The organism is Streptacidiphilus sp. ASG 303 (assembly GCF_020991365.1).
Classification (GTDB): domain Bacteria; phylum Actinomycetota; class Actinomycetes; order Streptomycetales; family Streptomycetaceae; genus Peterkaempfera.
Genome location: NZ_JAJLRA010000015.1, coordinates 42,712 through 63,539 on the forward strand (window position 1 = coordinate 42,712; position 20,828 = coordinate 63,539).

Sequence of the window (20,828 nt, forward strand, 5' to 3'; positions counted from 1 at the left end):
GCGGCCCCGGCGGCGGCCGGCCCCGCCCGGGCCGGCCGCCGCCGCGCGCGGTCAGGACCGCACCGCGCCCCGCAGGATCTTGCCCTCGGTGGAGAGCAGCCCCTTGCGCTGGTCGAAGCGCCTCGTCCGGGCGAACATCAGGTACAGGTACTTGGGGTTCTCCGCGAACCAGTACCCGGGCGTCAGGTCGCCCAGCTGCACCGGGGACGTCGTCACGTCGGCCGCCACCGTGTACCCGCCGGGCACCCGCAGGTGGTCGCGCAGGCCCTTGAAGTACCGGTACGCCGTGCGCTTGTAGGACGCGTCGCCCGTGAGCCGCCACAGGTCGAAGGAGGAGTTGACGTACTCCGGCCGCAGGTCGTTGCGCGCCGACAGGATGGTCCCCTCCCCGAAGTCGACGGCCTCGGGCAGCACCGGGTGCCGGTCCAGCAGCATCGTCCAGGACTTGTAGTAGTCCTCGCCCGCGGCGCGGTCCCCGCCCTTGCCGAGCAGCCCGGCGTAGAAGGCGCCGAGCTCCGACTGGCTGCGGCCGACGACCTCGCCGGTCTCCTGGTCGACCTGGGCGAACCACAGCCGCCCGTCGCTCCGCTCGCCCTGCGCCCGCAGCACCGCGTCGGTCAGCAGCCGGTACCAGTCGCGCAGCTCGGGGTCGCCGAAGAGCTCGCCGCCCGCCCACAGGTACTCGTAGAAGGAGTCCACCGGCGGGTTGGGCACGCTGGAGGTGGTGTCCGTCCAGCGCCCGCTCTCGGTGTCGATGCTGGTGCCGAGCAGGTCGAGCGAGGAGCGGCGGTCCAGCACCGCCCGGTAGGCGCGCTTGGCCGCGTCGAAGTAGCGCCGGTCGCCGGTGAGCTGCGACAGCACGCCGAACTCCAGGATGTTGCTGCCCACCTCCGCCAGCGGCGGGTTGGTGCCCGACACCGCGCCCGTGCGCAGGTTGACCCGGGTGTACGGGATGCCCGTCGGGGACGCCGTGAACGCGGGGAGCAGCCGGTCCGCCAGTTCGCGGCAGCGGGCCAGCAGCTTGGGGCGGCCGGTGCACAGGTGGCCCGAGAGCAGGCCGCCGACCAGGCGGATCACCGCCTCGAAGACGTGGATGTCGCCGTCCTGCGCCGGGTCGAAGTGCTTCTCGATCCAGTCGGCGGCCCGTTTCACCTCGTGGTCCAGCTCCATGACCCACAGGGTGTCCAGGGCCTCGACGATGGACAGGCCGAAGGTGCGGCCGGGCAGGTAGAAGTCGTTGTGCCCGGCGGACAGGGGACGCACCTCGTCGCGGCCCCAGGCGCTGCGCTTGTACCCCTCCCAGCTGTGCACGAACTCGGCGCGCACCTGCCGGGCGACCTCCGTGTCCGAGGGCAGGGCGCGCAGGCCGTCGGCTGCGGCGGCGGGCGGGGGCGCCGCGGCGGAGGCCCGGCGCGCCGGCAGGAGGGAGGCCACGGAGGCGGCCGCGCCGGCGCCCAGGACGGCACGGCGGGGCAGCCGCGCGCGGAGCGCGGCGGGGGAGAGCGATCGCATGGTTGTGGGACGCTACCGCCGCCCCGCGCCCGCGCCGGGACCCGCAGGTGCGGCGCGGCGCCGCCCCCGGGGCCCGGGACCGGTATCCCGCCGGGCCTCCGGCCCGTCCGGCCCCGCCGCGGGACCACTCCCACGGGTGACCCGGCCGTGGTGCAGCCGGCGTCACCCGGAGGGGTGCACCCGGCCGCCGTACGGGGATCCGCCGCCCGCGGGGCCGCGCTCCTCCGCGTCCCCGGCCGCGGCGCCGCCGTCCTCCGGGACCCTGTCCGCGGCGCCGCCCGGGGACTGCGGGCGGGCCGACGGCAGCGCCACCCGGAACGCGGTGCGGCCCGGACGGCTCTCCACGGACACCGAGCCCCCGTGCGCCTCCGCCACGGCCCGGACGATCGCCAGCCCCAGCCCGGTGCTGCCGGTGGCACGGGAACGCCCGCGGTCCCCGCGCACGAACCGGCCGAAGACCGCGTCGCCCAGCCCCGGCGGCAGGCCCGGGCCGTCGTCGGTGACGGTCAGCACCACCGGGCCGCCCGGCACGGCCGCCGGGTCCACGCGCAGCGTCACCGTGGTGCCCTCCGGGGTGTGCGTGCGGGCGTTGGCCAGCAGGTTGCCGACGACCTGCTGCAGCCGGTGGGAGTCGCCGGGCACCGACACGGGCTCCTCGGGCAGCTCCAGCCGCCAGCGGTGGCCGGACCCGGCGGACCCCGCCCCGGCGGCCCGGACGCCCGCGGCCTGCACGCCCGCGGCCTGCACGTCGGCGGCCCGGGCGTCGGCGGTGCAGTCCAGCGCCAGCCGGGTCAGGTCGACCTGTTCGCGGGCGAGCGGGCGGCCCGCGTCGAGCCGGGCGAGCAGCAGCAGGTCCTCCACGATCGCGCCCATCCGCAGCGACTCGGCCTGGACGCGCTCCAGCGCGTGGCGCACCTCCGGCGGCACCGGCCCCGGGTGCCGCAGCGCCAGCTCCGCGTGGCCCCGCACGGCCGCGACCGGGGTGCGCAGCTCGTGGCTGGCGTCCGCGGCGAAGGCCCGCAGCCGCTCCTCCACGGCGTGCCGCTGGGCGAGGGAGTCCTCGACGTGCCCGAGCATCCGGTTGAGGGAGGCGCCGACCCGGCCGACCTCGGTCCGCGGGTCGGCGTACGGCACCCGCTCGGACAGGGCGACCCGCCCGCTGGCCAGCGGCAGCTCGCCCACCCGCTGCGCCGTGTCGGCGACCCGCCGCAGCGGCCGCAGCGACAGCCGCACCCACGCCGCGCCCGCCGATCCGGCGACCACCAGCGCGACGGCGAAGACCACGGCCTCCACCGCGGCCAGCCGGTGCACGGTCTGCTCCACCGGCGCCAGCGGCAGGCCGGTGACCAGGACGTCCCCGTCGCGTCCGGGCACCGCGCGCATCCGGTACGGCGGCAGGGAGGCGAGGTGCACCGTCCGGGCGCGGCCGTCGGCGGGCAGCGCGGCCAGGGCGGCGCGGTCCCGCCCGGCGAGGGGGACCGCGTCGTCGGTCCCGGCCGCCGAGTCGTCGCCGTCGCCGTCGACCACCCCGGCCCGGGTGACCTGCCCGCCGACCAGGCGGGCGCCGAAGGTGCCGTCGGCCTGCCCCCGGGTGTCGCCGCCCTGCCCGGGGCGCTCGTCGTCGTGCTCCAGGCTGGCCGCGTACCGGCCGCCGGTGTCCGCCAGCTGCTGGTCCAGCCGGTCCACCAGGAACCGGCCGAGCGCCGCCGTGGTCGCCAGGCCCACACCGGCGCAGGTGACGGCCAGCAGTACCACCAGCCCCGCGATCAGCCGGGCCCGCAGGGTGCGCGGCACCAGCCGCCGCAGGCCGCGCGGGCCGACGGCTGCCCGCCCGTCCGCCGCGGCTCCCGCCCGTCCGCCGGTCACTGGGCCTGCTTGAGGACGTACCCGGCGCCCCGCACCGTGTGGATCAGCGGCGCACGCCCGGCGTCGATCTTCTTGCGCAGGTAGCTGATGTACAGCTCCACCACGTGGGCCTGGCCGCCGAAGTCGTACGACCACACGTGGTCCAGGATCTGCGCTTTGCTCAGCACCCGGCGCGGGTTGCGCATCAGGTAGCGGAGCAGGGCGAACTCGGTGGGGCTGAGCTCCACCGCCTCGCCGCCCCGGGACACCTCGCGCGCCTCCTCGTCCATCACGAGGTCGCCCACCACCAGGCACCCCTCGCCGTGGACCGGCCCCGCGTCCCGGCCCGGCGCGGGCGCGCCCGCCCGGGACATGCCCGCCCGGCGCAGCAGGCCCCGCAGCCGGGCCACGACCTCCTCCAGGCTGAACGGCTTGGTCACGTAGTCGTCGCCGCCGGCCGTGATGCCCGCGATCCGGTCCTCCACGGCGTCGCGCGCGGTGAGGAAGAGCACGCACACCTCCGGCTGCGCCGCCCGGATGCGGCGCAGCACCTCCAGGCCGTCGACGTCGGGCAGCATCACGTCCAGCACGACGGCGTCCGGGCGGAACTCCAGGGCCCGCGCCACCGCCGCGGCGCCGTCCGCGGCGCCCCGGACCTCCCAGCCCTCGTAGCGCAGCGCCCCGCACAGCACGTCCACCAGGTCGGGCTCGTCGTCCACGACCAGGACCCGCACGGGGCCGTCGCCGTCCTGCGCGGCCGCCGCCGGCGCGGTGGCTGCTGCTGCGGTCTGCTCGTCCATCGTCCCCGTCCGGTCCGCCGTCAGGTGCCCCGGCACCCGTGCTCCTCCCGACAGTGTCACGCCTTCCTCTGAGAACCCTATGAGAACCCTGGGGGGACCCGGAGGCCCCGGACGCCCTCCGCACCGCTCCGACCTGCGGGTTCGCCGTCCGGGGGCGGTCGGGGGGCCGCAGGGCTCAGAGGGAACGCAGAGGGAGCGGTGCCAGGGTTGCGGCGTACCGGCCCCCACGCCGGCCCCGGCGAAGGAGGAACCCCATGGCGACTGTCACGGACGGACGCACCCGCACCGGCGGCCCCCCGGCACACCGCCGTCCCGCCGCACCCGGGAGCCCCGCCCTGCCCCCGGGCGTGCTCCCCGCGGCGGTCCTGGCCCTGGTGTGGGCCGGCGCCGCCGGCGTCCTCGCCCTGTGGTGGACCGGCACCCCCGCCGTCCCCGGCACCGGCGCCTGGCTCACCGGGGCGGGCCGCATCACCGGCCTGCTCGCCGGCTACGCCGCCCCGCTGCTGGTGCTGCTCATGGCCCGGCTGCCGCTCCTGGAGCGCGGCGTGGGCGCCGACCGGCTCGCCCGCTGGCACGCCATGGGCGGCCGGTACATGATCAGCCTGGTCGCGGCCCACGTGGTGCTGACGATCTGGGGCTACGCGCTCACCAACCGCCACGGCGTCGCCGGCGAGACCGTCGACATCGTGCTCCACTACCCGGAGATGCTGAAGGCGACCGCCGCCACCCTGCTGCTGTTCGGCACCGCCGCCGTCTCGGCCCGCGCCGCCCGCCGCAGGCTCGGCTACGAGGTCTGGTACTACCTCCACCTGGCCACCTACGCGGCCGTCGCCCTCGGCTTCGCCCACCAGCTCGCCAACGGCGCCGACTTCGTGTCCAGCGCCCCCGCCCGCGCCGCGTGGTACGGGCTCTACCTCGGCACGGCCGCGCTGCTCGGCTGGTACCGGCTGCTCGTGCCGTTCCGGCTGGACCGCCGCCACCGGCTGCGGGTCGCCGAGGTGCGCCCCGAGGGACCGGGCACGGTCTCGGTCTTCCTCACCGGCCGGCACCTGGAGGAGCTGCGGGCCGAGCCCGGGCAGTTCTTCCGCCTGCAGTTCCTCGCGCCGGGCCTGCGCTGGGCCGCCAACCCGTACTCGCTCTCCGCACCCGTCCACCCGCGGTACCTGCGGTTCACGGTCAAGGACCTCGGCGGCCACAGCCGGGCCGCCGCCCGGCTCCGGCCCGGCACCCGGGTCCGCGCCGAGGGCCCGTACGGCGCCTTCACCGCCGCCCGCCGCCGCTCGCGCAAGGTGCTGCTGCTGGGCGCCGGCGTCGGCATCACCCCGCTGCGCGCCCTCTTCGAGACCCTGCCGGCCGCGCCCGGCGACCTCACCCTCGTCTACCGGGCGAGCCGCGCCGAGGACCTGCTCTTCCGCGGCGAACTGGAGGCGATCGCGGCGGGCCGCGGCGCCGCCCTGCACTACCTGGTGGGCCGGCGGGCCGAGGTCGGCGAGCCGCTCAACCCGGACACGCTGCGCCGCCTGGTGCCCGACCTGGCCGCCCACGACGTCTACCTCTGCGGCCCCGACGCCATGGCGGAGACCGCGGTCCGGGCCCTGCGGGCGGCGGGGGTGCGGCGGAGCCGGATCCACCACGAGTCCTTCGCCCTCTGAGGCCGGAGGCCGGCCCGCCTGTCCCGGCCCGCCCGCCTGTCCCGATCCGCCCGACCCACCCGACCTGCGCGATCCGCCCGACCCGCGCGATCCGCCCGACCCGATCCGATCCCGGACAACGAGGAGCCCGCCGTGCGCCGAGCCGTCATCACCAGCGCAGCCACCGTCTCCGGAGTGGTGCTGCTGCTCTCCCTCAAGCCCCACGGGCAGTCCACCGCCGGAGCGCCCGTCTCGACCGGCGCGGGGGGCGGCACGTCCACCGCGTCCGGCGGGACCGCCGCAGGGGGCGACGACCAGGGCGGTGCCGGCGGCGGGACCGACGACGGCGGCACCACCGGGTCCACCGGCTCGTCGGGCTCGTCCGGCACGTCGGGCTCGTCGGGCTCGTCCGGCTCGTCCGGTACGGCGTCCGGGACCGCCCGCACCGTGACCGGCGACGCCGCCGACACCCGCTACGGGCCGGTCCAGGTGAAGGTCAGCGTCCAGGGGAAGAAGATCACCGACATCTCGGTGGTGCAGTACCCCAACGAGGACCACCGGGACCAGGAGATCAACGGCTACGCCCTGCCGATCCTCAACCAGGAGGCCCTCAGCGCCCAGAGCGCCCGGATCGACGCCGTCTCCGGCGCCACCTACACCAGCGACGGCTACACCCGCTCCCTGCAGAGCGCGCTCGACAGGGCGGGCCTGTGACCGCCGCCGCGCCGGCCGGCGCCACCCCGGAAGGCCCCCCGGCCACCTGTCCCGCAGCCGTCGACCCCGCGACCACCGACCCCGCGACCACCGACCCCGCTGCGCCCCCGCTGCGCCACGTCGAGCACGCCATGGGCACCGTCTTCTCCTTCGACGTCCGCGACGCGGGCCGCGGCCGACGCCGGGCCGCCGTCGAGGACGCCCTGCGCGAGGCGGTCGTCTGGCTGCACCGGGTGGACGCCGTCTTCTCCCCCTACCGCGAGGACAGCCAGATCAGCCGCCTCGACCGCGGGGAGACCGCCCTGGGGGAGTGCGACCCCGACGTCGCCCTGGTCCTGGAGTGGTGCGAGGAGGCGTCCCGGGAGACCGGCGGCTGGTTCACCGCCCGCCCCGCCGGGCGCCTGGACCCCTGCGGCCTCGTCAAGGGCTGGGCCGTGGAGCAGGCCGCCCGGCTGCTGCGCGAGGCGGGCTCGCGGAGCCACAGCGTCACCGGCGGCGGCGACGTGCAGACCACCGGCGGCCCGGCGCCCGGCCGGCCGTGGCGGATCGGCGTCGCCCACCCCCTGCTGCCGGGGCGGCTGGCCGCGGTGGTCTCCGGGTACGGCATCGCGGTCGCCACCTCGGGCACCGCCGAGCGCGGCGCCCACATCACCGACCCGCACACCGGCCGCCCCGCCACCGCGCTCGCCTCGGTCACCGTGGTCGGCACGGGCCTCACCGAGGCCGACACCTGGGCGACCGCGGCCTTCGCGATGGGTCCCGCCTGCGTGGCGCGGCTGGAGGCCCGTGAGGGACTGGAGGCGCTGGCGGTCCTGCCCGACGGCGCCCTGCGCCGCACCTCCGGCTTCCCCGACGCGCCCGAGGCACCCGACGCGCCGCGGGCCGCCCCCGCCCGGGCCTCCGCGGACCCGGGCGAGTGGCGGCCCGCCGTGCCGTCAGCCCTTGGCCAGCAGTGACCGGGTGTGCTCCCGGACCTGCTCCGGGGTCAGGTACGCGTCGGTGTACTCGAAGTCCCGCAGCGCGGCCGGGCGCCGAGCGAGGAAGCCGGTCCGCACGAAGTCGTCGCCGGCCGTGGCGTTGAGCGTCCAGTTGGTCGACACCCTGACCTTGGCGACGTTCGTCCGCAGCGCCATGAGGTGGTAGCCGCGGGCGACCACCTGGGCGGGCAGGCCGTGCAGCTCCACGCCGAGCGGGCGGGAGACCGCGTCCATGCCGCCGAGGTCCACCACGAGGCCCAGGTCCTTGTGCCGGTAGGGCTTCAGCGGCTGGTTGCGCAGCGCCGCCACCACGTTGCCGGCGACCGCCTTGCCCTGCCGCATGCCGTGCTGGGCGGTGGGCGGGCACACCGCGCCGTCCCCCTTCTCCAGGTCGGGCACCGCCGCCGCGTCGCCGAGCGCGAAGACGCCCTCCACGCCGGGCAGCCGCATCTCGGCGGTGACCGCCAGGCGGCCCTTGACCGTCTCGGCGCCGAGGGTGCCGATCAGCGGGCTGGCGGCGACGCCGGCGGTCCAGATGAGGGTGCGGCTGGGGATGAGCCGCCCGTCGGTGAACTTCACGCTGTCCTCGCCGACCTCGGCGACGGACACCCCCAGCGACACCTCGATGCCGCGCCGCTGCAGGATCTCCAGCGCGGTGCGGCCCAGCTTGTCGCCGAGTTCGGGCATGAGCCGGGGTGCGATGTCGATGAGGTGCCACTTGATCAGCCGGGGGTCCAGCCGCGGGTACCGCTTGGCGGCGGCCGTGGTGAGCCGCTGCAGGCAGGCGGCGGTCTCGGTGCCCGCGTAGCCGCCGCCGACCACCACGAACTGCAGCCGGGACTCCCGCTCGGCCCGGTCCGTCGTCGCCGAGGCCAGGTCCAGCTGGGAGATCACGTGGTCGCGGATGTACGCGGCCTCGGCGAGCGTCTTCACGCCCCGCGCGTACTGGTTCAGGCCCGGGATGTCGAAGGTGCGGGTGATGCTGCCGGGTGCCAGCACGATGTAGTCGTACTTCTTGACGATCACCTTGTCGGTGATCGTGCGGATCACGCACATCTTGGCCTGGGTGTCCACGCCGATCGCGCCGCCGGGGATGATGTTGGTCCGCCGCAGGACGCGTCGCAGCGACACGGCGACGGACTGCGGGGTGAGCACGCCGGCCGCCACCTGGGGCAGCAGCGGCAGGTACAGCTGGTAGCTGAAGGGCGTGACGAGTGCGATCTCCGCCTCGGCCGGGGCGAGCTTGCGCTCCAGCCGCCGGGCGCACTCGACTCCGGCGAAGCCGCCGCCCACCACCAGGATCCGGGGTCGTTCCATCAGGCATCCCTCACAGCGCTGGTCTCGTCACTGCCGCCGGTGTCCCCGAGCGGCGGCACCGTCGCCGCCTGCGGCCACAGTGGCACGGCGCCGTCGGCCCCGCCACCGGTCCGCACGGCCTCGTCCCTGCTCCTCACCGGCCCGCAGCGGATCATGCGCGGCGGACGGGTGCGGTCGGTGCGGCCGCCCCCGCGGACCGCGGATTCCCGGCGGCCGTCCGGTGGTGGGTAGGGTGTGCGGGTGCTTCCCGAGGTGACGGCGGTCCGGTACGTGACGCCACTGCGTGAGGGCGGGTCGATGCCGGGCCTCGTCGAGGGCGACGACCACCGGGTGTGGGTCGCCAAGTGGGTCGGCGCCGCCCAGGGCCGCAAGGCGCTGGTGGCCGAGGTGCTGGCGGGGGAGATCGGCCGGCGGCTGGGCCTGCGGGTGCCCGAGCTGCGGCGCCTGCACCTCGACCCGGTCCTCGCCCGCAGCGAGCCCGACCAGCAGGTGCAGGACCAGCTGCGCGCCAGCGGCGGCCTCAACCTGGGCATGGCCTTCGTCTCCGGCGCGCTCGGCTTCGACCCGCTCTGCTTCGAGGTGGACCCGCGGGAGGCCGGGCGGATCGTCTGGTTCGACGCGCTGGTCGGCAACGTGGACCGCTCCTGGCGCAACCCCAACCTGCTCGTCGACGGCGGCGGCCTGTGGCTCGTCGACCACGGCGCCTGCCTGATCTTCCACCACCACTGGCCCGGGGCCGCGGCCTGGACCCGCCGCCCGTTCGACGCGGGCGACCACGCGCTCCTCCGCTTCGGGCCCGACGTCGCCGCCGCCGACCGGGAGCTCGGGCCCCTGGTCACCGACGACCTGCTGCTGGAGGCCGCCGCGCTCGTCCCCGACGAGTGGCTGGCGGACGAGCCCGGCTTCGACTGCCCGGACGCGGTCCGCGAGGCGTACGCCGCGCAGCTCGCCGCCCGGGCGGCCGGGCCCCGCGACTGGCTCCCGGAGGTGCCCGCATGACCGCCGACCGCCCCGTCCCGGCACCCGGCCCGGCGTCCGCCCCGGCACCCGGCGGCCCGGCCCCGGTGCTCCACGACTACGAGTACGCCCTGCTCCGCGCCGTGCCCCGGGTCGAGCGCGGCGAGTGCGTCAACGTGGGCGTCCTCCTCTACTGCCGCGTCCCCGGCTTCGTCGGCGCGCTGACCCACCTGGACGAGGCGCGGCTGCTGGCCCTGGACCCGCACGCCGACACCGAGGGCGTCCGGCGGGTGCTGCGCGGGGTGGAGGGGGTCTGCCTGGGCGGCGGGCACGCCGGACAGGCCGCGGCCGACAGCCCCGGGCAGCGGTTCCGCTGGCTGACGGCGCCGCGCAGCACCGTCGTGCAGCCGGGGCCGGTCCACACGGGCCTCACCGCCGACCCGGCTGCCGAACTGGAGCGGCTCGCGGACCTCCTGGTCCGCTGAGGCAGTCCTCCTGGTCCGCTGAGGCAGTCCTCCTGGTCCGCCGAGGCGGCCTTCCCGGTCCGCCGAGCCGGCCCTCCCGGTGCGGTCAGGACGCCCCGGTGTGTCCGGGGCGGCCCGCGTGTGCCGCCGCGCCGCCGCGTCCCGCGTCAGCCCGTGACCAGGACCAGCGGCAGGGTCCCGCAGCGCCGCAGCTCCAGCCCGCCCTGGCGGTGGGCGCCGGTCTCCGGCACCGCCGCCGGGTCGACGCCCCGCAGCAGCGAGCCGGCGACGTGCCGGGCGGTGTTGGAGGCGGCGATCCGCCCGCGGGCGTTGACCAGGCAGGCGGGGGCCGGCAGCCGCCGCAGGACGGGCCGCACCGCCGCCTCGAAGTGCCGCAGGTAGACGTCGGCCGCCGCGATCCCGGCGAACTCCCCGCCGACGGTGACCGGCGCGGCCAGGGTGAGGCTGTACTCGTCCGAGCAGAGGTAGTCGACGTACGGGCCGGAGACGGCGCGCTGCCCGGTGGTGCGGGGGATCGCGAACCAGTCCCAGTGGGTGTAGTCGGCGTACGCGGAGCGGTCGGGGTCCAGGTGCAGGCGCAGCGGGCGCGGGGCGCCGTCCGGGCCGGGCTGCCACCACTCCAGCCAGGCGGGGGCGTCGGCGAGGCTGCCGGGCTCGGCGACGAAGCCCGCGCCGGAGATCAGGGGGGCGTGCTCCGCGAGCTGCCGCAGCAGCAGCGGGCGCAGTGCGGCCAGGTCGGCGGTGGAGGGGGCGGCGCCGACGGCACGGGCGCCGCCCACGATCCGCTCCGCCGCCTCCCGGGTCCGCTCGACGGCGGCGAAGACCCGCTCCAGGGTGTCCCGGACCCGTGCCACCGCCTCCTCGGCCGTGGCGGCCGCCGCTCCCGGGTCCGCCGCGGCCGCCGGGGCGGCGGGGTCCGCGGGGGTGCGGCCCGGTCCGCCGCGGGCCGTGCTGCGGGCCGCGGTGCGGGGGGAGGCGGGGGAGTGCTGGACGGTCACGGGGCCTGCCTGGGTCGGGGTGCCGCGGCCGCGGGGGCGGGCGGTGTCGGGTGCCCGGCCGGTGCCCCGGGAGGGGGCTCAGTCGGGCAGGTGCAGCCGGAGGTCGACCAGGCGGTCCACGGCGGCCCGCACGTGCTCCTCGGCGAGGGCGCGGGCCCCCTGCCCGTCCCCGGCCTCGACGGCCGCCAGCAGGGAGCGGTGCTGCCGCACCGCCGCCCCTGCCAGATCGTCCTCCGAAAGTGCGAGACAGAGTAGCGCTCCGGACTCCGTCTGGAAACGGATCTCCTCCCGGGTCAGCCGGGGCGACTGCGCGGCGGCCGCGACCTCCACGTGCAGCCGCCGGTCGGCCCGGGCCAGCGCGGCCGCGTCGCCCGCCGCCGCGGCGAACTCCTCCTCCAGCCGGCGCAGCCGGGCCAGGCCGTCCTCGTCGGTGCGGCAGGCGGCCAGCAGGGAGGCGGCGCCGGAGACCGCGGCGTGGTGGTCGCCCAGGTCCCGCAGCTCCTCGACCCCGTACTCGGCCAGGCGCGTGCGCAGCCGCTCGGCGGGCGGGCCGGAGGGCGCGGTGACGAAGCTCCCGCCGCCCCGGCCGCGGCGGGTCTCCAGCAGCCCCTGCTCCCGCAGCGCCACCAGCGCGCCGCGCAGGGTCACGGTGGAGACGCCGAGGCGGGCGGCGAGGTCGGCCTCGCCGGGCAGCTGCTCGCCGTCGGCGAGCAGGCCCAGCTCGATGGCGTCGCCGAGGCGGCGGGCGACGGCGCCGACGCGCGCCTGGTTCTGCACGGGGGCGAAGACGCCGAGGTGGGCGCCGCCCGAGAGTCGTTCCAACCTCCGCCGTCCTTCTGACCGTTCCGCGCTGGCCCCGTACGCACGGATGTCCGTGTCCACTCTCCCACTTGGCCGAAGCTTTACCCGGCCCGGGTCTTGTCCTTTGAAATATAACTCCATAGGTTTTCGCCCACACCCCTACGGCGAGGAGGAACCGCACCATGCCGGCGCAGCCGACCAGCGACACCCCGGCCATCGCACTGCGCGGACTGCGCAAGTCGTACGACCGGGTCGAGGCGGTCCGCGGCGTCGACCTGGAGATCGCCGACGGCGAGTTCTTCGCCATGCTCGGCCCCTCGGGCTCCGGCAAGACCACCGTGCTCCGCATGATCGCGGGCTTCGAGGCCCCCACCGCGGGCACCGTGGAGCTCGCCGGACGCGACGTCACCCGCCTCGCCCCCTTCGAGCGCGACGTCCACACGGTCTTCCAGGACTACGCCCTCTTCCCGCACATGACGGTCGAGCAGAACGTCGCCTACGGCCTCAAGGTCCGCCGCGTCCCCCGGGCCGAGCGGGCCGAGCGCGCCCGCGAGGCGCTGCGCGGCGTCCGCCTGGAGGGCTTCGGCGACCGGCGCCCCGGGCAGCTCTCCGGCGGCCAGCGCCAGCGCGTGGCCCTCGCCCGCGCCCTGGTCACCCGCCCCCGGGTGCTGCTGCTGGACGAGCCGCTGGGCGCCCTCGACCTCAAGCTCCGCGAGCAGATGCAGGTCGAGCTCAAGGAGATCCAGCGCGCCGCCGGGATCACCTTCGTCCTGGTCACCCACGACCAGCAGGAGGCGCTGACCCTCAGCGACCGGATCGCCGTCTTCAACGCCGGCCGCATCGAGCAGGTCGCCACCCCGGCCGAGCTCTACGAGCGGCCCGCCACCGCCTTCGCCGCCTCCTTCGTGGGCACCTCCAACCTGCTCGACGGCGACGCCGCCGAGCAGGTACTGGGGGAGCGGGGGACCTTCAGCGTCCGGCCCGAGAAGATCCGCGTCCTCACCGGCGAGGACGCCGCGCAGCCCGGCGGCGGGGACGGCGGGGACGGCGACGCGAAGCTCTGCCGGGCGTCCGGCCGGATCGCCGAGGCGGTCTACCTCGGCGAGACCACCCGCCTGGTCGTCGACCTCGACGCGGGCGGCCGCCTCACCGCGCTGCGCCAGAACCTCGACGCCTCCGCCACCGACTCCGCCGCCCTGCGCGGCGCCCGGGCCCTGCTCGTCTGGGACCGCCGGCACAACGTCCGGATCGGCGAGGCCGCCTGACGCACCGCCGCACCGCCGCGCGGCCGCTCCTCCCCGGGCCCCGCGCCGCCCGCAAACCCCCGTACCCCCCGGGCTATCCCGCTACCGCCCGCACACCCCCGTCCCCGTCGCCCCCGAACGGAGCCCTCCCCGTGCGCCGCACCCCCGCCCTCGCCGCCGCCCTCTGCGCCGTCGCGCTCGCCGCGACCGCCTGCTCCTCCACCGCGAAGCCGTCCGCCGCGGGCGGCGCCGGCTTCACCCCGCCCAGGCTCCAGGCCATGAAGACCCTCGGCCCCGGCGAGGGCAGGGTCAACCTCATCGCCTGGGCCGGCTACGCCGAGGACGGCTCCGACGACCCGAAGGTCGACTGGGTCCACCCCTTCGAGAAGAAGACGGGCTGCCAGGTCAGCACCAAGGTCGCCGGCACGTCCGACGAGATGGTCAACCTGATGAAGACCGGCGAGTACGACGCCGTCTCCGCCTCCGGCGACGCCTCGCTGCGCCTCATCGCCTCCGGCGACGCCGCCCCCGTCAACACCGACCTCGTCCCCAACTACAAGGACGTCTTCGCCTCCCTCAAGATGCAGAAGTGGAACTCCGTGAACGGGGTCGCCTACGGCATCCCCCACGGCTACGGCGCCAACCTGCTGATGTACCGCAAGGACAAGGTCAGCCCCGCCCCCGACTCCTGGGCCCCGGTCTTCGCCGCCGACTCCCCGTACAAGGGCAGGATCACCGCCTACGACTCGCCGATCTACATCGCGGACGCCGCGCTCCACCTCATGAGCACCAGGCCCGAGCTGGGCATCAGGAACCCCTACGCGCTGGACTCCAAGCAGTTCGACGCCGCCGTCGCCCTGCTCCGGCAGCAGAACGCCAACATCGGCGAGTACTGGAGCGACTACCTGAAGGAGGTCTCCGCCTTCAAGTCCGGCAACTCGGTCCTCGGCACCACCTGGCAGGTCATCGCGAACACCGCGCAGGCGGAGAAGGCGCCCGTGGACGCCGTCCTGCCCAAGGAGGGCTCCACCGGCTGGTCCGACACCTGGATGGTCTCCGCCAAGGCCAAGCACCCCAACTGCGCCTACCGGTGGATGGACTGGATCGTCTCCCCCGAGGCCAACGCCCAGGTCGCCGAGTACTTCGGCGAGGCGCCCGCCAACCGCCTCGCCTGCGACCACACCGCGGACAAGTCCTTCTGCGCCACCTACCACGCCTCCGACGCCGCCTACTGGAAGCGGGTCTGGTTCTGGACCACGCCCATCCCGCAGTGCGTCGACGGCCGCAAGGACACCACCTGCGTCCCCTACGCCAAGTGGGTCCAGGCCTGGACCGGGATCAAGGGCTGAGCACCGACGTGACCGCCCTCGCCGCCTTCCTCCACCGCCACCCCCGGCTGCGCCTGGCCGGACTGCTCTCCGCGCCCACCGCCTGGCTGGTCGTCGCCTACCTGGGCTCGCTGGCCGCGCTCTTCCTCTCCGCCTTCTGGACCACCGACCCCTTCACCTCCGACGTCGTCCGGATCTGGAGCCTCGACAACCTGAGGGCGGTCGTCACCACCGACGTCTTCCGCACGGTGGCGCTGCGCAGCATCGGCGTCGCCGTGGCGGTCACCGTCATCGACGTCCTGCTCGCCCTCCCCGTCGCCTTCTACATGGCCAAGGTCGCCCGGCCCCGCCACCGCCGCCTGCTGGTGGTGGCGGTGCTCACCCCGCTGTGGGCGAGCTACCTGGTCAAGGTGTACGCGTGGCGGGCGATCCTCGCCGAGGGCGGTCCGCTGGACTGGGTGCTGCGGCCGCTGGGCCTGGGCAGTCCGGGCTTCGGCCTGCCCGCCGTGGTCGCCGTCCTCGCCTACCTGTGGCTGCCGTACATGATCCTGCCGATCCACGCCGGCCTGGAGCAGCTCCCGGACAAACTGCTGGAGGCCTCCGCGGACCTGGGGGCCGGCGCCGGGCGGACCTTCCGCTCGGTGGTGCTGCCCATGGTGCTGCCGTCGGTGGCGGCGGGCTCGGTCTTCACCTTCTCGCTCAGCCTGGGCGACTACATCGCGGTGCAGATCGTCGGCGGCCGCACGCAGCTGATCGGCAACCTCGTGTACGCCAACATCACCCTCGACCTGCCGCTGGCGGCCGCGCTGGGGACCGTCCCCGTCGTCGTCATCCTGCTCTACCTGCTGGCCGTGCGGCGCAGCGGCGCCCTCCGCAGCCTGTGAGGCCGTGCGGGGCCGCAGGAGCCGCGGCCCCGCACGGCCCCGACCCGGTACGGCGTCCCCCCGACGCGCAGCCCGCCCGCCCCGCCCGTGAGGAGCCGAGCCCCCATGAACCTCTCCCGACGCGCCCGGACCGCCCTGCGCGTCGCCGCCGCCGCCGTGCTCGCCGCCGTCTACCTGCCGCTGCTGCTGGTCCTGGTGCAGTCCTTCAACGCCGACCGGACCCTCGGCTGGCCCGTCTCCGGCCTCACCCTGCACTGGTGGTCCGACGCCTGGCACAGCGACGGCGCCCGCTCGGCGCTGTGGACCTCGGTCAAGGCGGGCCTGGGCGCCACCGCCCTCGCGCTGGTGCTGGGCACCATGGCGGCCTTCGCCGCCCAGCGGCACCGCTTCTTCGGCCGCGAGGCGCTCTCCTTCGCGCTGGTGCTGCCGATCGCCCTGCCCGGCATCGTCACCGGCGTCGCCCTCAACACCGCCTTCCGCACGGTGCTCCAGCCGCTCGGCGTCGGGCTCGGCCTGTTCACCGTGGTCGTGGGGCACGCCACCTTCTGCGTGGTGGTGGTCTACAACAACGTCGCCGCCCGGCTGCGGCGCACGGCCGCCTCGCTGGAGGAGGCGGCGATGGACCTGGGCGCCGACACCTTCCGCACCTTCCGGGACGTCACCTTCCCGATGGTGCGCTCCGCCCTGGCGGCGGGGGCGCTGCTGGCCTTCGCGCTCTCCTTCGACGAGATCGTGGTGACCACCTTCACCGCCGGGGCGGGGGTGCAGACCCTGCCGGTGTGGATCTTCTCCAACATGTCCCGGCCCAACCAGGCGCCGGTGGTCGACGTGGTGGCGGCGGTCCTGGTGGTCGCCTCGGTGGTGCCCGTCTACCTGGCGCAGCGGCTCTCCGCCGACTCCGCCTCCGGCGGCCGCCTGTGACGGGAGCCGGGCCGGGGCCGGTCCCCGCCCGGCCCGCAGGGGGGCGGTCGGCCGCCCGCCCCCCTGCGGGATAACGGGCCCTGGCCCGGTCGTCCCATCGGGGGAATCCGCCGCCGGCCGCCGTGCGCCCCGCACCCGCCCGCGCCCGCACCTGCCAGGGTGCCGCCATGAAGCTCCGCACCCGGGCCGCCGCCGTGCTGGCGGCCCTCGCCGCCGCCCTCTGCCCCGCCGCCGCCACCGCGGCCGGCGCGCCCCCGCAGGGGTACGTCCGGCTCGACCGCCCCCAGGCCGTGGACCGGCCGGGCGGCCGAGAGGCGGTCGAGTTCTTCTGGTACGACTGCCGGCACTCGCAGCGCCTGGAGAGGCCGCTGGCGGCCTGGGCCGCCCGGCAGCCGCGCGACGTGCGGCTGCGCCGGGTGCCGGCCGTGTGGCCGGGAGGCGACCGGGTGATGACCGCCCACGCCCGGCTCTACTACACGCTGGAGCGGCTCGGCCTGGTCGACCGCCTCCAGGCCGCCGCCTTCCACGCCGTGCGCGACCTGCACCGCGACCTCACCACGGAGGCGTCGGCGGCCGCCTGGGCGCGCGAGCAGGGCGTGGACGGCGCCCGGTTCCGCCGGGCCTACGCGTCGGCCGAGGTCCGCCGCGAGACCCGGGAGGCGCCCGCGCTGATGGCCCGCTACGCCGTGCCCGAGCTGCCCAGCGTGGTGGTCCAGGGCCGGTACCGCACCGCGCCGACCCTGGCGGGCGGCGTGGAGGGGATGGTGCCGGTGGTCGACCGCCTGGTGCGCCGGGCGGCGCCGCGCCGGTAGCTTGCGCCCATGAAATCTTGAACCTGTCAAGTTGTCTGCCGTACCGTGGGGGCATGGCCGAGACCGCTGCCGCCCCCACCGCCGAGACCCCCACCACCGCCGACCTCATGGAGGCGGTCGCCGCCGTGGGCGCCGCCTACTTCCACGACTTCGCGGCCGCCGCCGCCCGCCTCGGGCTCACCTCCGCCCAGGCCAAGGCGCTCGGCGCGGTCCAGGAGCCGGTGCCGATGCGCGCGCTCGCCGGGCGGCTGGGCTGCGACGCCTCCAACGTCACCGGCATCGTGGACCGGCTGGAGGGCCGCGGGCTCGCCGTGCGGCGGGCCGCCGAGACCGACCGCCGGGTCAAGATCGTGGTGGTCACCGACGAGGGCCGCGAGGCGCTGCACAGCATCCGGGCCGGGATGGAGCGGGCCCGGCGGGCCTTCGACTCCCTCGACGACGGCCAGCGCCGCGCCCTGCACGGGCTCTGCGGCGCGCTGCTGCCGCTGCTGGCCGGTCCCGGCCAGGACTGATCCGGGCCAGGACCGGTCCCGGCCGGGACCGGCCTGCCGCCGGGGCCCCGCCGCCCGCGGTTCCCGCGCGGGCCCCGCGGCGTCCCGGGCGGCTCCGCGCTGACCAGGACTGTTAGGCTTGCGCAGCGTGAGCGCCAAGCCCAACATCCCCGATGTCCTGGCCGCCCGGTACGCCTCCGCGGAGCTGGCCCGCCTCTGGTCCCCCGAGCACAAGGTGGTGCTGGAGCGCCGCCTGTGGCTGGCGGTGCTGAAGGCCCAGCAGGACCTCGGCATCGAGGTCCCCGCCGACGCCGTCGCCGCCTACGAGCGCGTCGTCGACCAGGTCGACCTCGACTCCATCGCTGCCCGCGAGCGGGTCACCCGGCACGACGTCAAGGCCCGGATCGAGGAGTTCAGCGCCCTCGCCGGCCACGAGCAGATCCACAAGGGCATGACGTCCCGGGACCTCACCGAGAACGTCGAGCAGCTCCAGATCCGGCTGTCCCTGGAGCACGTCCGCGACCGCACCGTCGCCGTGCTGGTCCGCCTCGGCCGCCTCGCCGCCCAGTACTCCGAGCAGGTCATGGCCGGCCGCTCGCACAACGTCGCCGCCCAGGCCACCACGCTGGGCAAGCGGTTCGCCACCGCCGCCGACGAGCTGCTCGCCGCCTTCGCCCGCCTGGAGGACCTCCTCGGCCGCTACCCGCTGCGCGGCGTCAAGGGCCCGGTCGGCACCTCCCAGGACATGCTCGACCTCCTCGGCGGCGACACCGCCAGGCTCGACGAGCTGGAGGGCCGCGTCGCCGCCCACCTCGGCTTCGACCGGGTCCTCACCAGCGTCGGCCAGGTCTACCCGCGCTCCCTGGACTTCGACGTGCTCAGCGCGCTCGTCCAGCTCGCCGCCGCCCCCTCCAGCCTCGCCAAGACCATCCGCCTGATGGCCGGCCACGAGCTGGTCACCGAGGGCTTCAAGCCCGGCCAGGTCGGCTCCTCCGCGATGCCGCACAAGATGAACACCCGCTCCTGCGAGCGCGTCAACGGCCTCGCCGTCATCCTGCGCGGCTACGCCTCGATGACCGCGGAGCTCGGCGGCGACCAGTGGAACGAGGGCGACGTCTCCTGCTCCGTGGTCCGCCGCGTCGCCCTGCCGGACGCCTTCTTCGCCTTCGACGGCCTGCTGGAGACCTTCCTCACCGTCCTCGACGAGTTCGGCGCCTTCCCCGCCGTCATCGAGGCCGAGCTCGACCGCTACCTGCCGTTCCTGGCCACCACCAAGGTGCTCATGGGCGCGGTGCGGGCCGGCGTGGGCCGGGAGACCGCCCACGAGGTCATCAAGGAGCACGCCGTTGCCTCCGCCCTGGCCATGCGCGAGGGCGCCCGGCACAACGAGCTGCTGGACCGGCTCGCCGCCGACGGCCGCATCCCGCTGGACCGGGCCGCCCTCGACGCCCTCCTCGCCGACCGGCTCTCCTTCACCGGCGCGGCCGGCGCCCAGGTGGCCGAGGTCGCCCGCCGCGTGCAGGAGGTCGCCGACCGGTACCCGCAGGCCGCGAAGTACACCCCCGGCGCGATCCTCTGACCCGCCGCCGCGCCGCCTGACCCGCCGCGCCGCACCGCCCGACCCGCGGCCGCCCCGCCGGCGGCCGCGCGGTACGGACGGCCGCCGCGCCGCCTCCCCCCGGACCGGGCCGCCACCCGGCCGGGGGAGCGGCGCGCCGTCCCGGCGTGCCCCGGGGCCGCCGTGGTGCTGGGATCGGGTCATGTACAGCGACGCACCCGGAGGACGGCCCGCGCAGCCGGAGGAAGCCATGCCTCCCCGGGTGGAGTTCGCCTCGGTGATGATGGTGCTGCTCGGCACCTTCCTCGTCATCGCCGCCGTCACCGAGTGGGCCGGCAGCAGCTGGCTCTCCCCGCGCGCCTTCGCCGTCTTCGGCTCCGCCCACGCCTGGTGGGGCGTCCTCGACCTGGTCCTCGCGCTGCTCGCCTTCTACGCGGCCTGGGCGCTCAACGGGCGGCAGCGTGTCACCGGCAGGCTGCTGGCGCTGGCCTTCGCCGTGGTCAGCGCCGTGCGGTGGATGTTCTTCATCCCGTCCGCGCCGGTGCTGGGCGTCCTGGTCGTGGCGATCGACGCCGTGATCGTGTGGGGCCTGACCTCCGCGCGGGAGTGGTTCGCCCAGCCGTCGGTCTGACCGGTCCGCGGGGAGCGCCGGAACGGTGGCCGGCGGTGGGGCACCGCGCGGATGCCGGGGACGCTCCCGGCCGAAGGCCCGACCCGAGGCCCGACAGCGGCCCCGGCAGCGGCCCCGGCCCGGCGCAGCCGCACGTCGCGACGACGGGAAGCGCGTCGGCGCCCTCGCGGCGGCGGCCGGACCCCGGCCGGTCCGGGTTCCGACGGCTGTACCGCCGGAACCGGGACCGTCGTCCTATCCTCTGCTGATGCGCGCACACCGCACCGACCGCCCGGCCGATCTCGACGCGGTCCGTGAGTCCTACGACCGGGTGGCCGACACCTACGCCCGCATGGTGGTGACGACGGGGTTCGGCGACATCCGGCGCCATCCCTGGCTCAAGGCGGCCGTCGACGCCTTCGCCGACACCGTGAGCGGTCTCGGGCCCGTTCTCGACGTCGGCTGCGGACCCGGGACGGTGACCGCCTACCTGGCCGAACGCGGACTCGACGTCTCCGGGGTGGACCTCTCCCCCCGCATGGTCGAGAACGCGCGCCGTCTCCATCCGCAGTGCCGCTTCGACGTCGCCTCCGCCACCGACCTCGACCTCGGTGAGGCGTCCCTCGGCGGCGTGCTCGCGTGGTGGTCCCTGTTCAACCTTCCCCGCGACGTCCTTCCCCAGGTCCTCGCTCTGTTCGCGCGCGCCCTGGAGCCGGGCGGGCACTTCATCACCGCGACACACGCCGGCGACGGGGACGTGGTGCGCACCGAGGCCTACGGAGGTGTGCCCGTCCGGTGGACGACGCACCGGTGGCGGCCGGAACAGCTCGTGGACCTCATCGAGCGGGCCGGGCTGCGCCCGGTCGCCGAACTCCGGCTCCCCGCGGGCGAGCAGAGCGGGCCGGGCCTGGTCGTCATGGCCGAGCGCCCCGCCTGAGGACCG

Annotated in this window: 20 protein-coding genes; 14 read left to right on the forward strand and 6 right to left on the reverse strand. The window is 76.3% G+C overall.

Going from position 1 to position 20,828, the window contains the following annotated elements; genetic code table 11:
* Positions 1 to 51: 51 nt before the first annotated feature.
* The 3 genes from LO771_RS19115 to LO771_RS19125 all read right to left on the reverse strand — a co-directional run bounded on the left by LO771_RS19115 (position 52) and on the right by LO771_RS19125 (position 4,157).
* On the reverse strand, positions 52 to 1,512 hold the full coding sequence (locus LO771_RS19115) for a glycoside hydrolase family 47 protein (RefSeq protein ID WP_230654103.1): 1,461 nt from the start codon (positions 1,510 to 1,512) through the stop codon (positions 52 to 54).
* Positions 1,513 to 1,674: 162 nt separating this feature from the next.
* Positions 1,675 to 3,318, reverse strand: coding sequence for a cell wall metabolism sensor histidine kinase WalK (locus LO771_RS19120; protein ID WP_230654254.1), 1,644 nt, complete (start codon positions 3,316 to 3,318; stop codon positions 1,675 to 1,677).
* 56 nt (positions 3,319 to 3,374) lie between these two features.
* Positions 3,375 to 4,157, reverse strand: a complete 783-nt coding sequence (locus LO771_RS19125; RefSeq protein ID WP_230654256.1) for a response regulator transcription factor — start codon at positions 4,155 to 4,157, stop codon at positions 3,375 to 3,377.
* A gap of 254 nt (positions 4,158 to 4,411) precedes the next feature.
* Here LO771_RS19125 and LO771_RS19130 point away from each other — a divergent pair, with 254 nt between their 5' ends.
* The 3 genes from LO771_RS19130 (at position 4,412) to LO771_RS19140 (ending at position 7,458) form a co-directional block, all read left to right on the forward strand.
* Complete coding sequence (locus LO771_RS19130; protein WP_230654104.1) at positions 4,412 to 5,809, forward strand: ferric reductase-like transmembrane domain-containing protein; 1,398 nt, start codon at positions 4,412 to 4,414, stop codon at positions 5,807 to 5,809.
* 132 nt (positions 5,810 to 5,941) lie between these two features.
* Positions 5,942 to 6,502: an FMN-binding protein gene (locus LO771_RS19135; protein ID WP_230654106.1), complete on the forward strand. Its 561-nt coding sequence runs from the start codon at positions 5,942 to 5,944 to the stop codon at positions 6,500 to 6,502.
* Between the two features lie 131 nt (positions 6,503 to 6,633).
* On the forward strand, positions 6,634 to 7,458 hold the full coding sequence (locus LO771_RS19140) for an FAD:protein FMN transferase (RefSeq protein WP_230654258.1): 825 nt from the start codon (positions 6,634 to 6,636) through the stop codon (positions 7,456 to 7,458).
* Here the strand turns inward: LO771_RS19140 and LO771_RS19145 are convergent.
* Positions 7,438 to 8,796, reverse strand: a complete 1,359-nt coding sequence (locus LO771_RS19145; protein WP_230654108.1) for an NAD(P)/FAD-dependent oxidoreductase — start codon at positions 8,794 to 8,796, stop codon at positions 7,438 to 7,440. The two genes, LO771_RS19140 and LO771_RS19145, sit on opposite strands and share 21 nt — an antisense overlap.
* 240 nt (positions 8,797 to 9,036) lie before the next feature.
* Between LO771_RS19145 and LO771_RS19150 the strand changes: the two genes are divergently transcribed.
* Together LO771_RS19150 and LO771_RS19155 are read left to right on the forward strand one after the other, a co-directional pair.
* Positions 9,037 to 9,795, forward strand: a complete 759-nt coding sequence (locus tag LO771_RS19150) for a HipA family kinase (protein WP_230654110.1) — start codon at positions 9,037 to 9,039, stop codon at positions 9,793 to 9,795.
* Positions 9,792 to 10,238, forward strand: a complete 447-nt coding sequence (locus tag LO771_RS19155) for a DUF3037 domain-containing protein (protein WP_230654112.1) — start codon at positions 9,792 to 9,794, stop codon at positions 10,236 to 10,238. The genes LO771_RS19150 and LO771_RS19155 overlap by 4 nt, the downstream gene beginning before the upstream one ends.
* A gap of 146 nt (positions 10,239 to 10,384) precedes the next feature.
* On the opposite strand, the gene LO771_RS19160 is transcribed toward LO771_RS19155, so the two are convergent.
* Positions 10,385 to 11,092, reverse strand: coding sequence for a cache domain-containing protein (locus LO771_RS19160; protein ID WP_230654260.1), 708 nt, complete (start codon positions 11,090 to 11,092; stop codon positions 10,385 to 10,387).
* A 222-nt stretch (positions 11,093 to 11,314) separates the two neighbouring features.
* Positions 11,315 to 12,058: a FadR/GntR family transcriptional regulator gene (locus LO771_RS19165; protein WP_230654114.1), complete on the reverse strand. Its 744-nt coding sequence runs from the start codon at positions 12,056 to 12,058 to the stop codon at positions 11,315 to 11,317.
* Positions 12,059 to 12,219: 161 nt separating this feature from the next.
* Here LO771_RS19165 and LO771_RS19170 point away from each other — a divergent pair, with 161 nt between their 5' ends.
* The 9 genes from LO771_RS19170 to LO771_RS19210 all read left to right on the forward strand — a co-directional run bounded on the left by LO771_RS19170 (position 12,220) and on the right by LO771_RS19210 (position 20,822).
* Positions 12,220 to 13,302 carry an ABC transporter ATP-binding protein gene (locus tag LO771_RS19170; protein WP_230654116.1) on the forward strand — a complete coding sequence of 361 codons (1,083 nt, stop codon included), beginning with the start codon at positions 12,220 to 12,222 and terminating at the stop codon, positions 13,300 to 13,302.
* Positions 13,303 to 13,433: 131 nt separating this feature from the next.
* Complete coding sequence (locus tag LO771_RS19175) at positions 13,434 to 14,630, forward strand: ABC transporter substrate-binding protein (protein ID WP_230654118.1); 1,197 nt, start codon at positions 13,434 to 13,436, stop codon at positions 14,628 to 14,630.
* Positions 14,597 to 15,493 (forward strand): ABC transporter permease, encoded by an 897-nt coding sequence (locus LO771_RS19180; protein WP_374228198.1) that lies wholly within the window; start codon positions 14,597 to 14,599, stop codon positions 15,491 to 15,493. The genes LO771_RS19175 and LO771_RS19180 overlap by 34 nt, the downstream gene beginning before the upstream one ends.
* 105 nt (positions 15,494 to 15,598) lie before the next feature.
* Positions 15,599 to 16,414 (forward strand): ABC transporter permease, encoded by an 816-nt coding sequence (locus LO771_RS19185; RefSeq protein WP_230654119.1) that lies wholly within the window; start codon positions 15,599 to 15,601, stop codon positions 16,412 to 16,414.
* Between the two features lie 167 nt (positions 16,415 to 16,581).
* Positions 16,582 to 17,226, forward strand: a complete 645-nt coding sequence (locus tag LO771_RS19190) for a thiol:disulfide interchange protein DsbA/DsbL (protein WP_230654121.1) — start codon at positions 16,582 to 16,584, stop codon at positions 17,224 to 17,226.
* Positions 17,227 to 17,279: 53 nt separating this feature from the next.
* Positions 17,280 to 17,738 (forward strand): MarR family winged helix-turn-helix transcriptional regulator, encoded by a 459-nt coding sequence (locus LO771_RS19195; protein WP_230654123.1) that lies wholly within the window; start codon positions 17,280 to 17,282, stop codon positions 17,736 to 17,738.
* Between the two features lie 127 nt (positions 17,739 to 17,865).
* Positions 17,866 to 19,296: an adenylosuccinate lyase gene (gene purB, locus LO771_RS19200; protein WP_230654125.1), complete on the forward strand. Its 1,431-nt coding sequence runs from the start codon at positions 17,866 to 17,868 to the stop codon at positions 19,294 to 19,296.
* A gap of 181 nt (positions 19,297 to 19,477) precedes the next feature.
* Positions 19,478 to 19,906, forward strand: a complete 429-nt coding sequence (locus LO771_RS19205; RefSeq protein ID WP_230654127.1) for a hypothetical protein — start codon at positions 19,478 to 19,480, stop codon at positions 19,904 to 19,906.
* Positions 19,907 to 20,153: 247 nt separating this feature from the next.
* Positions 20,154 to 20,822, forward strand: a complete 669-nt coding sequence (locus tag LO771_RS19210) for a class I SAM-dependent methyltransferase (protein ID WP_230654129.1) — start codon at positions 20,154 to 20,156, stop codon at positions 20,820 to 20,822.
* Positions 20,823 to 20,828 lie beyond the last annotated feature (6 nt).

Coding starts and splice junctions, on each gene's coding strand:
- LO771_RS19210 (WP_230654129.1), top strand. CDS start 20,154: ATGCGCGCACACCGCACCGACCGCCCGGCCGATCTCGACGCGGTCCGT.
- LO771_RS19140 (WP_230654258.1), top strand. CDS start 6,634: ATGGGCACCGTCTTCTCCTTCGACGTCCGCGACGCGGGCCGCGGCCGA.
- LO771_RS19115 (WP_230654103.1), bottom strand. CDS start 1,512: ATGCGATCGCTCTCCCCCGCCGCGCTCCGCGCGCGGCTGCCCCGCCGT.
- LO771_RS19145 (WP_230654108.1), bottom strand. CDS start 8,796: ATGGAACGACCCCGGATCCTGGTGGTGGGCGGCGGCTTCGCCGGAGTC.
- LO771_RS19190 (WP_230654121.1), top strand. CDS start 16,582: ATGAAGCTCCGCACCCGGGCCGCCGCCGTGCTGGCGGCCCTCGCCGCC.
- LO771_RS19125 (WP_230654256.1), bottom strand. CDS start 4,157: ATGGACGAGCAGACCGCAGCAGCAGCCACCGCGCCGGCGGCGGCCGCG.
- LO771_RS19130 (WP_230654104.1), top strand. CDS start 4,412: ATGGCGACTGTCACGGACGGACGCACCCGCACCGGCGGCCCCCCGGCA.
- LO771_RS19205 (WP_230654127.1), top strand. CDS start 19,478: ATGTACAGCGACGCACCCGGAGGACGGCCCGCGCAGCCGGAGGAAGCC.
- LO771_RS19185 (WP_230654119.1), top strand. CDS start 15,599: ATGAACCTCTCCCGACGCGCCCGGACCGCCCTGCGCGTCGCCGCCGCC.
- LO771_RS19195 (WP_230654123.1), top strand. CDS start 17,280: ATGGCCGAGACCGCTGCCGCCCCCACCGCCGAGACCCCCACCACCGCC.
- LO771_RS19155 (WP_230654112.1), top strand. CDS start 9,792: ATGACCGCCGACCGCCCCGTCCCGGCACCCGGCCCGGCGTCCGCCCCG.
- LO771_RS19170 (WP_230654116.1), top strand. CDS start 12,220: ATGCCGGCGCAGCCGACCAGCGACACCCCGGCCATCGCACTGCGCGGA.